The organism is Nocardia lijiangensis NBRC 108240, from assembly GCF_001613045.1.
In the GTDB taxonomy this organism is placed as follows: Bacteria; Actinomycetota; Actinomycetes; order Mycobacteriales; family Mycobacteriaceae; genus Nocardia; species Nocardia lijiangensis.
On record NZ_BDBP01000105.1, the window covers coordinates 23,889 to 34,271 of the forward strand.

Annotated in this window: 13 protein-coding genes and 1 pseudogene; 3 read left to right on the forward strand and 11 right to left on the reverse strand. The window is 70.6% G+C overall.

Annotated elements, in window-relative coordinates; translation table 11 throughout:
• The first annotated feature begins 84 nt into the window (after positions 1-84).
• Positions 85-684: a permease gene (locus tag NL1_RS30695; RefSeq protein WP_067846740.1), complete on the forward strand. Its 600-nt coding sequence runs from the start codon at positions 85-87 to the stop codon at positions 682-684.
• Between the two features lie 202 nt (positions 685-886).
• Complete coding sequence (locus NL1_RS30700; protein ID WP_156095133.1) at positions 887-1,336, forward strand: MarR family winged helix-turn-helix transcriptional regulator; 450 nt, start codon at positions 887-889, stop codon at positions 1,334-1,336.
• A gap of 18 nt (positions 1,337-1,354) precedes the next feature.
• Here NL1_RS30700 and hisI read toward each other — a convergent pair whose 3' ends face one another.
• From hisI to NL1_RS30725, 5 genes are all read right to left on the reverse strand, one after another.
• Positions 1,355-1,702, reverse strand: a complete 348-nt coding sequence (gene hisI / locus NL1_RS30705; RefSeq protein WP_067846745.1) for a phosphoribosyl-AMP cyclohydrolase — start codon at positions 1,700-1,702, stop codon at positions 1,355-1,357.
• A 51-nt stretch (positions 1,703-1,753) separates the two neighbouring features.
• Positions 1,754-2,527, reverse strand: a complete 774-nt coding sequence (gene hisF / locus NL1_RS30710) for an imidazole glycerol phosphate synthase subunit HisF (RefSeq protein ID WP_067846748.1) — start codon at positions 2,525-2,527, stop codon at positions 1,754-1,756.
• A 4-nt stretch (positions 2,528-2,531) separates the two neighbouring features.
• Positions 2,532-3,359 (reverse strand): inositol monophosphatase family protein, encoded by an 828-nt coding sequence (locus NL1_RS30715; protein ID WP_067846751.1) that lies wholly within the window; start codon positions 3,357-3,359, stop codon positions 2,532-2,534.
• A gap of 11 nt (positions 3,360-3,370) precedes the next feature.
• On the reverse strand, positions 3,371-4,102 hold the full coding sequence (priA, locus tag NL1_RS30720) for a bifunctional 1-(5-phosphoribosyl)-5-((5-phosphoribosylamino)methylideneamino)imidazole-4-carboxamide isomerase/phosphoribosylanthranilate isomerase PriA (RefSeq protein WP_067846783.1): 732 nt from the start codon (positions 4,100-4,102) through the stop codon (positions 3,371-3,373).
• A gap of 62 nt (positions 4,103-4,164) precedes the next feature.
• Complete coding sequence (locus NL1_RS30725; RefSeq protein ID WP_067846754.1) at positions 4,165-4,617, reverse strand: MarR family winged helix-turn-helix transcriptional regulator; 453 nt, start codon at positions 4,615-4,617, stop codon at positions 4,165-4,167.
• A 101-nt stretch (positions 4,618-4,718) separates the two neighbouring features.
• On the opposite strand from NL1_RS30725, the gene NL1_RS30730 reads away from it, so the two are divergent.
• Positions 4,719-5,240 (forward strand): nuclear transport factor 2 family protein, encoded by a 522-nt coding sequence (locus NL1_RS30730; RefSeq protein WP_084511162.1) that lies wholly within the window; start codon positions 4,719-4,721, stop codon positions 5,238-5,240.
• A gap of 82 nt (positions 5,241-5,322) precedes the next feature.
• Here the strand turns inward: NL1_RS30730 and hisH are convergent, their stop codons facing one another.
• The 6 genes and pseudogenes from hisH to NL1_RS38310 all read right to left on the reverse strand — a co-directional run.
• Positions 5,323-5,958, reverse strand: coding sequence for an imidazole glycerol phosphate synthase subunit HisH (hisH, locus tag NL1_RS30735; protein ID WP_067846757.1), 636 nt, complete (start codon positions 5,956-5,958; stop codon positions 5,323-5,325).
• Entirely contained in the window at positions 5,955-6,587 is a 633-nt protein-coding gene (hisB, locus tag NL1_RS30740) for an imidazoleglycerol-phosphate dehydratase HisB (protein WP_067846790.1), read from the reverse strand. The genes hisH and hisB overlap by 4 nt, the downstream gene beginning before the upstream one ends.
• A 20-nt stretch (positions 6,588-6,607) precedes the next feature.
• Entirely contained in the window at positions 6,608-7,741 is a 1,134-nt protein-coding gene (locus NL1_RS30745) for a histidinol-phosphate transaminase (protein ID WP_067846760.1), read from the reverse strand.
• Positions 7,738-9,075 carry a histidinol dehydrogenase gene (hisD, locus tag NL1_RS30750; protein ID WP_067846763.1) on the reverse strand — a complete coding sequence of 446 codons (1,338 nt, stop codon included), beginning with the start codon at positions 9,073-9,075 and terminating at the stop codon, positions 7,738-7,740. Before hisD ends, NL1_RS30745 begins: the two co-directional genes overlap by 4 nt.
• 157 nt (positions 9,076-9,232) lie before the next feature.
• The gene (locus NL1_RS30755) at positions 9,233-9,829 is read right to left on the reverse strand and encodes a maleylpyruvate isomerase family mycothiol-dependent enzyme (protein WP_067846766.1); all 597 of its coding nucleotides are present in this window, start codon (positions 9,827-9,829) and stop codon (positions 9,233-9,235) included.
• Between the two features lie 46 nt (positions 9,830-9,875).
• Positions 9,876-10,383, reverse strand: a pseudogene (locus NL1_RS38310) (serine/threonine protein kinase); the annotation flags it as partial.

Genomic DNA, 10,383 nt, shown 5'->3' on the forward strand with positions numbered 1-10,383 from the left:
GCCCCCCGCCCGACAGCGCTGACAAGGCGAAACGCCGACCCGCACTACGGCACGGAGACCGACCGGTCGACCTACGCTGAAACCATGACTTCGAGCGAGGTTCGGCCGGACGGGAAATCCAGCGCGTCCGTCTGGCGCAATCGGATCATCGGCGGCGTGGCCCTGCTCGTGGTCCTCGTCGTCACCTACCTCATCCTGGCCGCGTTCATCCCGCGCTGGTGGGCGCAGCGGCTCGCCGAGATGGTGAGCGGCAGCTTCAGCAAGGGCATCGGGTGGGGATTGTTCTTCGGCGGGGTGTGCACGCTCGTTGCGCTCTTGCTGCTGTTGTTCGCGGTGCTGATGTGGCGCAAACGTGCGGGGAAGTTCCTGGCGGGTGCCGCGGTGTTGCTCGCCGTCCTGGTGCTGATACCGAATCTGATGACGCTGTCCATCGTGCTCGGCGCCAGCAGCGCCGCCCATGCGGGCCAGCGCATCCTGGACGTGGACGCCCCCGCGTTCCGCGGCGCCGGTCTCGTCGGCGCGATCATTGCGGCGCTGCTCTTCGCCGGTGCGGTGTTCCTCGTCGTGCGCAGGCAGATGCGCCGCAAGAAGGCCGCCAAGCAGATCGCCACCGCACCCGAAACCGGCGCCGCACCGGCGCAGGCCGCGCCGGACGCGACACCGACACGCCACAACCGTCTGTGAATGAACTCACGACATCGGGGATCCCCATGACCCTCGAGCGAAGTCGTGGCAAACTCGGTGCACGCAAGTGACTGTGAATACGTTTTTCACTAATCGATAGGCTCCCTAACTACCCCACGTCACTTGGCTCGAAAGAAGGCGCGCAGTGACGAAGTGGCTGGATCCCGTGGAACAACGGGCTTGGCGCGCGGTCGTGGCGCTGATGACGCGGCTGCCGAGCGCCTTGGATACCCAATTGCAGCGTGAATCCGGGGTCACTCATTTCGAATATTGGGTAATGATGCTGCTTTCCGAAGAACCCGGACATCGACTCCAAATGAGTGAGCTTGCCCACAAAGCAAATGCTTCGCTATCGCGCCTGTCGCACGTGGTGTCGAAGCTGGAGCGCATGGGCTGGGCGCAGCGCTCGACGACGATGGGCCGGCGCGGCGTGCACGCGGTGCTCACCGACGACGGTTACCTCAAGGTCGTCGAGGCGGCGCCCGGATACCTGGACGCGGTGCGGCATTTGGTGTTCGACGGATTGGACGCCACCCAGAAGGCCGAGCTCGCCGACCTCAGCGAGGTCCTCGCCCAGCGGCTCGCCGAGGCGGTGAGCCAGCTCGCGCCGGGCACCGACGGCGCCACGCGGCGCGACCGGCCGGGCAAGTAAGCGCGAGTCCCGCTGCGGCTATCGGGGTTCGCCGAGCAGCAGATCGGAATCGAAGCAGGTGTGGGTGCCGGTGTGGCACGCCGCGCCCTCCTGGTCGACGACCAGCAGCACGGTGTCGCCGTCGCAGTCCAGCCGCACCTCGTGCACGTACTGGGTGTGGCCGGAGGTCTCGCCCTTGACCCAGTACTGCTGCCGCGAGCGCGAATAGTAGGTCGCCTTGCGGGATTCCAGCGTGCGGGCCAGTGCTTCGTCGTCCATCCAGGCGACCATCAGCACATCGCCGGTGCCGCGCTCCTGCGCGACGGCGGCCACCAGCCCCGCGTCGTTGCGCTTGAGGCGGGCGGCGATGGCGGGGTCGAGTGTCATTCCACCGTTATAACAGGGCCGTCGCGGCGTCTGTTCGGAGAGGCCGCGGAATCAGCGGACGACGATGTTCTCCGCGCGCATGGAGTCCTTGACCTGGCGGATGGTGAGATCGCCGAAGTGGAAGACGCTGGCGGCGAGCACCGCGTCGGCGCCCGCGTGGACCGCGGGGGCGAAGTGTTCGACGGCCCCGGCGCCGCCGCTGGCGATGACGGGAACCGTGACGGCGGCCCGGACGGCGCGGATCATCGGCAGGTCGAAGCCGGTCTTGGTGCCGTCGGCGTCCATGGAGTTCAACAGGATCTCGCCGACCCCCAATTCGGCGCCGCGAACGGCCCATTCGACGGCGTCGATGCCCGTGCCGCGCTTGCCGCCGTGGGTGGTGACCTCCCAGCCGGAGGAGGTGTCGGGCTGGCCGTCGGGCACGGTCCTGGCGTCCACGGAGAGCACGATGCACTGCGAACCGAATCGCTCGGACATCTCGCGCAGCACCTCGGGGCGGGCGATCGCCGCCGTGTTCACCGAGACCTTGTCCGCGCCCGCCCGCAGCAGCCGGTCCACGTCCTCGACGGTGCGCACACCGCCGCCGACGGTCAGCGGGATGAAGATCTGCTCGGCGGTGCGGGTCACCACGTCGATCATGGTGCCGCGGTCGCCGGTGGAGGCGGTGACGTCAAGGAAGGTCAGTTCGTCGGCGCCCTGGGCGTCGTAGGTCGCGGCCAGCTCGACGGGATCGCCCGCGTCGCGCAGGTTCTCGAAGTTGACGCCCTTGACCACCCGGCCCGCGTCCACGTCGAGACACGGAATCACGCGTACGGCCAACGTCATCGGCTCATCCTTCCTCGGCGGTCGACGGATCGGCGACCGTGCAGATCATCTCGAGCAGTTCTTCGTGCACCCCGGGCGCCGCCGCGAGCACCGACCCGGAGGTGATGGTCCACGGGTCGCCCGCCAGGTCGGTCACCACGCCGCCCGCCGCGCGGACCAGCGCGACGCCCGCCGCGTTGTCCCAGGGGTGGTGGCCGAACACGATCGCGCCGCCCAGCACCCCGGCGGCGGTGAAGGCCAGGTCGATGCCGGTGGACCCGTGCATCCGCACCCGGGAGGAGAGCCTGCTCAGCGGGCCGAGCAGATCGAAGCGGAAGCGGCCGGGGATGCGGCCCGCGGAGTCGACGTTGAACGCGCCGAATCCGATCATCGAGTCGGCCAGTTTCGCGGGCGGCAGCGGCGCCAGCGGTGTGCCGTTGAGCAGCACCGGCCCGCCGCGCATCGCGGCGTAGCGCTGGCCGAGGATCGGCAGCCAGGTCAGCCCGAGCACCGGTTCGCCGTCGTGCACCAGCGCGAGCAGCATGCCCGAGAGCGGGTGACCCGAGGAGTAGTTGAAGGTGCCGTCGATCGGGTCGAGCACCCACGCGGTGCCGGAGGTGAGCTGCGGACCGCCGAACTCCTCTCCGTGCACCTCGATTCCGGTGCGCAGGGCCAGCCCCTCGCTGATGGTGCGTTCCAGCTCCAGGTCGAGTTCGGTGGCGAAATCGTTGCGGCCCTTGGTGACCGCGCTCGGCGCGCCGAGACCCTCGACGAAACGCGCACCGGCGGCGTCGAGGATCTCGCTCGCGACGGCGAGCAACTCGGGGAGATCGGCGATCGGGTTGGCAGCCATCGGTTTTCGGATCAGCGCACCGCGGCCAGCGCCTCGGGCAGGGTGAACCTGCCCGCGTACAGCGCCTTGCCGACGATCGCACCCTCGACGCCCTCGGGCACCAGACCGGAGATGGCGACCAGATCCTCGACGGTGGACACGCCGCCGGAGGCGACCACCGGCGCGTCGGTGGCCGCGCACACGTCGCGAAGCAGGTCCAGGTTCGGGCCGGTCAGCGTGCCGTCCTTGGTGACGTCGGTGACCACGTAGCGCGAGCAGCCGTCGCGTTCCAGGCGCTCGAGCACCTCCCACAGGTCGCCGCCGTCGCTGACCCAGCCGCGGCCGCGCAGCCGGTGCTCGCCGTCGATGATGCGCACGTCGAGGCCGACCGCGATGCGCTCACCGTGCTTCGCGATGGCGCTGGCGCACCACACCGGGTCCTCCAGCGCGGCGGTGCCCAGGTTGACGCGGGCGCAGCCGGTGGCGAGCGCCGCCTCGAGGGATGCGTCGTCACGGATGCCGCCGGATAGCTCGACTTGCACGTCGAGCTCGCCGACCACCTCGGCCAGCAGTTCGCGGTTGGAGCCGCGGCCGAACGCCGCGTCCAGATCGACCAGGTGCACCCATTCCGCGCCCGCCTGCTGCCAAGCCAGTGCGGCGTCGCGAGGCGAGCCGTAGCTGGTCTCGCTGCCCGCCTCCCCCTGCACGAGGCGCACGGCCTCTCCATTGGCGACATCGACGGCAGGTAGTAGCACAAGACTCACTCCGAGCAGCATAGTCGGCCACTCCCCGGACCCCACCTCCGGCCTGCGGAAACGCGCCCCGGTCAGGATCGCGAGTGATCGTCCAGGATGCGGGTGAGCAGACCGACCAGTTGCAGGCGCTCGGCGGCCGAGAGCGCGGCAAGCAACTCGTCCTGCGCGGTGTCGAGGCGCGCGTCCAGGTCGTCGAGATGGCGCCCGCCGGGGCGGGTGAGGGTGACGATGTTGCGGCGGCGATCGCCGGGGTCGGGGCTGCGTTCCACGAAGCCGCGGTCGGCCAGGTCGTTGAGGGCCGCGACGATGTCGCTGCGGTCGATGCGGGTGCGGCGGCCGAGATCGGCCTGGCTCGCGGGACCGAACTCGCGCAAGGTCACGAGCAAGGCGTAGTGGTGTCTGCGCGAGCCGGTGTCCTCCAGCGCCCGTTCCGATGCCCGGTCGGCCACCAAGGCCACCTGGTTGATGAGCCGGGTGGGCAGCGCACGCAGCCTGCCCGCAACACCCTCGTGCGCGATCTCCATGGCACCAATCTAGCAACCCACTTGTTGGCGTGACCCACATTTGTTATCGTTGGCGTCATCAACGTTGGAGTGACCAACAATTGACGCGAAAGGCACTCGCCATGAAGAAGATCCGCCTCGCCCTCCCGCTCGCCCTGTTGCCGATCGCCGCGCTGGCCGCCTGCTCGTCCACCGCGACGGCGGACGACACCGAACGGCACGAAATCCGGGAACTGCTGGACCGCAACCGCATCACCGCGCTCGTCGACCGCCTCGGCCGCGTGCTGGACGAAGGTGCTTTCGAGGACTTCCGTGAGATCTACACCGCCGACGCCAGCGCCACCACGCCCGGCGGCACCGCGCGGGGCGTCGACGCGATGATCGCCCAGGCCGGGCGCAGCCACTCCGCCGACAAGCGGATCCAGCACTTCATCAGCAATGTGATCGTCGATCTGCGCGGTGACACCGCCGCCGTGCGCGCCAACCTGCTGGCCACCTTCGCGCCGGTGGTCGAGGCCACGCTCACCGAGCCGAAGTACACCCTCGGCGAGATCTACAGCTTCGACGCCGTGCGGACGGCCGAGGGCTGGCGCCTTTCCCGGGTGCAGAGCACCCCACAGTGGGCGATCGGCACCCGCTTCTGAGCCCCGCGAGAACCCGAGGGCAGACCAGCGTCCATCGCGAACGCGCCGCTCAGGACATTCCCCGAGCGGCGCGAGGCCGGGATCAGAGCGAGTCGATCCAGTTGCGCAGAAGATGGGCGCCCGCGTCGCCGGACTTCTCCGGGTGGAACTGGGTCGCGGACAGGGCGCCGTTCTCGACGGCGGCCAGGAACGGGACGCCGTGCTCGGCCCAGGTCAGCTTCGGGGAGGCGAAGTGCTCGCTCGGGGGAAGGTCCCAGGTCTGGGCGGCGTAGGAGTGCACGAAGTAGAACCGGGTGTCGGCGTCCATGCCTTTGAACAGCACGCTGTCGGACGGGGCCGACACGGTGTTCCACCCCATGTGCGGCAGCACCGGGGCCGACAACCGCTCCACCACGCCGGGCCATTCGGCGCACCCGTCGGTCTCCACGCCGAACTCCACGCCGCGCTCGAACAGGATCTGCATGCCGACGCAGATGCCGAGCACCGGACGGCCGCCCGCCAGGCGCTGGCCGATGATCCGCTCGCCGCGCACCGCGCGCAGCCCCGCCATGCAGGCCGCGAACGCCCCGACGCCGGGCACGACGAGTCCGTCGGCCGACAGCGCGATCTGCGGGTCGGCGGTCACCTCGACACGGGCGCCCGCCCGGACCAGCGCCCGCTCCGCGGAATGCAGATTGCCGGAGCCGTAGTCCAGCAGGGCGACGGATTTCGTTGTCACAGCGTTCCCTTCGTCGACGGCACGCCGCTCACCCGCGGGTCGAGTTCGACGGCGGCCCGCAGCGCCCGCGCCACGGCCTTGAACTCGGCCTCCGTGATGTGGTGCTGATCGCGGCCGTAGAGCACCCGCACGTGCAGCGCGATGCGGGCGTTCAGCGCGATCGACTCGAAAACGTGCCGGTTGAGGACGGTGGAATACGGCGCGCCCGGCTCGGAGCGGCCGCGCACGGGACTGCCCGGAATCACCGCGTGCAGCAGGTGTTCCGGTTCGCCGGTGTGCACGCAGTACGGCCGCCCTGACACGTCGACCGCCGCGTGCGCGAGGGTCTCGTCCATCGGGATGAAGGCGTCGCCGAAGCGCCGGATGCCGGACTTGTCGCCCAGCGCCTTGCCGAGCGCCTGCCCGAACACGATCGCGGTGTCCTCCACCGTGTGGTGCGCCTCGATCTCGACGTCGCCCTCGGCGCGCACGGTCAGGTCGAAGCTGGCATGCGCGCCCAGCGCGGTGAGCATGTGGTCGTAGAACGGGACGCCGGTGGAGATCTCGGTCTTGCCGGTGCCGTCCAAGTCCAGCTCGACGACGATGCTGGATTCCTTGGTGATGCGCTCGACCCGCGCGGTCCTGTTCATCGGTGCTTCCTCCACGGGGTTCATCGGGGCGTGAGTTCGGTGCCGACCAGTTCCCGGCTGACGCGCAGGAACTCGTCGTTCTCGGCGGCCAGGCCGATGGTCGCGCGCAGGTAGCCGGGAATGCCGACGTCGCGGATGAGCACGCCGCGGTCGAGATACCGCTGCCAGGTGCGCGGGGCGTCGGCGAACCGGCCGAACAGCACGAAGTTGGCGTCGCTCGGCACCACCTCGAAGCCCATCTCGCGCAGGGCGGACGCGACCCGCTCGCGCTGCGCCGCCAATTCCGCGACGCTGCCGAGGGTTTCGTCGGCGTGCCGCAGGGCCGCGCGCGCGGCGGCCTGAGTGACCACCGACAGGTGGTAGGGCAGCCGCACCAGCAGCATCGCGTCGATCACCGCGGGCGCGGCGACCAGGTAGCCGAGGCGGCCACCCGCGAAGGCGAAGGCCTTGCTCATGGTGCGGCTCACCACCAGCTTGGCCGGGAACCGGTCGATCAGCGCGATCGCGCTCGGTGCCGCCGAGAATTCGCCGTAGGCCTCGTCGACCACCACGATGCCGGGCGCCGCGTCCAGGATCCCCACCAGCTCGTCCTGCGGAATGCTGTGCCCGGTGGGGTTGTTCGGGCTGGTCACGAAGACCACGTCGGGCCTGCGTTCGGCGATGGCCGCCAGCGCGTAGTCGATGTCGAGGGAGAAATCGGCGTTGCGTTTGGCCTCGACCCACTCGGTGTCGATGCCCTCGGAGATGATCGGGTGCATCGAGTAGGAGGGCACGAAACCCAGTGCGCTGCGGCCGGGTCCGCCGAAGGCCTGCAACAGCTGCTGCAGGATCTCGTTGGAGCCGTTGGCGGCCCAGACGTTCGAGGTGTCGACCGCGACACCGGTCTGGCGGCCGAGGTAGGCCGCCAGGTCGGCGCGCAGCGCCACCGCATCACGATCCGGGTAGCGGTGCAGGTCGGCGGCCGCGGCCCGGATGGACTCGGCGACGTCGTCGACGAGCGCGCGGCTCGGCGGGTGCGGATTCTCGTTGGTGTTCAGCTGCACCGGGACGGTCAATTGCGGTGCGCCGTATGGCTTCTTGCCGCGCAGGTTCTCGCGCAGCGGCAGGTCGTCCAGCCCGATGGCCGACCCGGGCGCGGTGAGCTGACCGGTCATGACAGGGTCTCGAATCGCACCGTGACGGCCTGGCCGTGCGCGGGCAGATCCTCGGCGTTGGCGAGCGCGACCACGTGCCCGGCCACATCCTTCAGCGCCGCCTCGGTGTACTCGACGACGTGGATGCCGCGCAGGAAGGTCTGCACGCTCAGCCCCGAGGAGTGCCGGGCGCAGCCCGCGGTGGGCAGCACGTGGTTCGAGCCCGCGCAGTAGTCGCCGAGGCTCACCGGCGCGTACGGGCCGACGAACACCGCGCCCGCGCTGCGCACCCGGCCCGCGACCGCGGCCGCGTCGGCGGTCTGGATCTCCAGGTGCTCGGCCGCGTAGGCGTTCACCACGCGCAGGCCCTGCTCGATGTCGTCGACGAGGACGGTGCCGGACTGCTTGCCGGTCAACGCCTCTCGCACCCGGTGCCCGTGCTTGACCACCGTCATCTGGGTGCTCAGCGCGACATCCACCGCGTCGGCGAGTTCGGCGCTGTCGGTGACGAGCACGCTGGCCGCGAGCACGTCGTGCTCGGCCTGGCTGATCAGGTCGGCCGCCACGTGCGCCGGGTCGGCGGTGGCGTCGGCCAGGATGGCGATCTCGGTCGGACCCGCCTCGGCGTCGATGCCGACCAGGCCGCGGCACAGCCGCTTGGCGGCGGTGACGTAGATGTTGCCGGGACCGGTGATCAGGTCCACCGGCTCGAGCTCGGTGCCGTCGGTGTCGACGCCGCCGTAGGTGAGCAGCGCGACGGCCTGCGCGCCGCCGACCGCCCACACCTCCTCGACGCCGAGCAGTTGCGCGGCCGCCAGGATGGTCGGGTGCGGGAGCCCGCCGAACTGGGCCTGCGGCGGCGAGGCCACCACCAGCGAGCCGACGCCCGCGGTCTGGGCGGGCACCACGTTCATCACGACGCTGGACGGGTAGACGGCATTGCCGCCCGGCACGTACAGCCCGACCCGTTCCACCGGCACCCAGCGTTCGGTCACCGTGCCGCCGGGCACCACCTGGGTGGTGGTGTCGGTGCGCCGCTGATCGGCGTGCACCGCGCGGGCCCGCGCGATCGACTCCTCGAGCGCAGCGCGCACCGCGGGATCCAGCTCGTCGAGCGCCTTGACCAGCTCGGCGGCCGGGACGCGCACGGTCGCGGGAATCACGCCGTCGAACCGCTCGCCGAACTCGAGCGCCGCCGAGACACCGTGATCCCGGACCGCCTCCACCACCGGCCGCACCTGATGCAGCACCGAGTCCACGTCGACTCCCCCGCGCGGCAGCGCGGAGCGCAGCTCGGCAGCGGAAGGAGTACGACCGCGCAAGTCGACGCGGGCGAGCTCGATGCGGGATGTCATGTCGGTGTCGATCCTTGTCTCCAGCTGGTCACAACAGGAAAGTTGCCGCTACCAGCCTAGTGGACGCAAACGAACGCCAGTCCGTCGCCAGCCCGGGTACGGCCGCAGCCGAGGCGGGGCGTGGCGGGATTCACCGGTGATCGGGGATCCCGGCGCGTCAGCGGCGGCGCAGCTCGGCCACTCCGTCGCCTTCGAGTTCGTCGAGCACCGCGGTGCGGCCGGCGACGGCCATTACCAGCGCCTCGGCGCAACCGCGCACCTCCAGCCCGCTACCGCGTGCCCAGTCCAGGTCGGTGGCCACCAGCCGGAGCCCCTTGCTGCGGCGTCCCGGGTGGGCGAACGGGTCGGGATGCTCGAGCGCGCGGCGCAGCCGATCGGCCGGGATCGCGCGCATGCGACCGAGCGGGCGGCGAATGTCCTGCTGGTGCACGAACAGGTCGGCCAGCACCAAGGCGGGGGCGAGCCGAGCGAGCGTGCCCGCGGCGTTCTCGAATTTGTCGATCAACTGGGCCGTCGACAGCGTCCGCGCCTTGTCGACCATCCTGTCGTTCATCCCATCGATGGAGAACCCGCACCGGACCGCGAGGCCGCCGTAGGTCAGCGGGGCGACCGTGTCGTACAGCAGGTGCCCGGCCACATCCCGGACCGACCACCCCGCGCACAGCGACGGCGTCTGCCACTCCTCCGCGCGCAGGTCGTGCAGCAACGCGACGAGGTCGGCGCGTTCCTCGGCCAGCATCCCCCTGATCTCCATGCCGAAAGGCTAGCGGCGGCAACGCCCCACGCCAACCGCGTGCGGATCAGCGCGTTTCGCTGTCGATCAGCAGGCGGCCGCCGCCGTCGACGACCCGCAGCACCATCTGCTTGGACTCGCCCTCCACCGTCAGGTTGGCCAGCCGCATGTCCACCGAGCCGTCGGGGTTGTTGGAGCCGGTGGCGGCGTTGATGCCGGAGAACGTGTCGACGATGCGCGAGCCCCAGTACTCGCGGAACGCCTGTTCCCCGCCGTAGGCCTTCTGCGCCGCCGGGGTGAGCAGCGACCAGGAGCCGCCGGGGTTGTTGTAGAAGGAGACGATCAGCTGACCGGCCGGTCCCCATTCGACGGTGCCCGCGCTGGGCGTGCGGCCCATCGCCGGGGCCGTCGTGGTGGCGCGGCCGGTGGCCGTGGCGCTGGCCGACGGCGGATTCGCCTGCGCCGAAGGCGAGTTCGACTCCGACTGGTTCAGGCTGCCGATCAGCAGCGCGGCCACCGCCACCACCGCACCGACGACACCGCCGATGAGCACCGCGCGGCGCTTGCCGCCCGAG

Excerpts from the sequence above, each read along its gene's own strand:
- NL1_RS30695 (WP_067846740.1), top strand. The coding sequence starts at position 85 with ATGACTTCGAGCGAGGTTCGGCCGGACGGGAAATCCAGCGCGTCCGTC.
- NL1_RS30700 (WP_156095133.1), top strand. The coding sequence starts at position 887 with ATGACGCGGCTGCCGAGCGCCTTGGATACCCAATTGCAGCGTGAATCC.
- hisI (WP_067846745.1), bottom strand. The coding sequence starts at position 1,702 with ATGACACTCGACCCCGCCATCGCCGCCCGCCTCAAGCGCAACGACGCG.
- hisF (WP_067846748.1), bottom strand. The coding sequence starts at position 2,527 with ATGACGTTGGCCGTACGCGTGATTCCGTGTCTCGACGTGGACGCGGGC.
- NL1_RS30715 (WP_067846751.1), bottom strand. The coding sequence starts at position 3,359 with ATGGCTGCCAACCCGATCGCCGATCTCCCCGAGTTGCTCGCCGTCGCG.
- NL1_RS30725 (WP_067846754.1), bottom strand. The coding sequence starts at position 4,617 with ATGGAGATCGCGCACGAGGGTGTTGCGGGCAGGCTGCGTGCGCTGCCC.
- NL1_RS30730 (WP_084511162.1), top strand. The coding sequence starts at position 4,719 with ATGAAGAAGATCCGCCTCGCCCTCCCGCTCGCCCTGTTGCCGATCGCC.
- hisB (WP_067846790.1), bottom strand. The coding sequence starts at position 6,587 with ATGAACAGGACCGCGCGGGTCGAGCGCATCACCAAGGAATCCAGCATC.
- NL1_RS30745 (WP_067846760.1), bottom strand. The coding sequence starts at position 7,741 with ATGACCGGTCAGCTCACCGCGCCCGGGTCGGCCATCGGGCTGGACGAC.
- hisD (WP_067846763.1), bottom strand. The coding sequence starts at position 9,075 with ATGACATCCCGCATCGAGCTCGCCCGCGTCGACTTGCGCGGTCGTACT.
- NL1_RS30755 (WP_067846766.1), bottom strand. The coding sequence starts at position 9,829 with ATGGAGATCAGGGGGATGCTGGCCGAGGAACGCGCCGACCTCGTCGCG.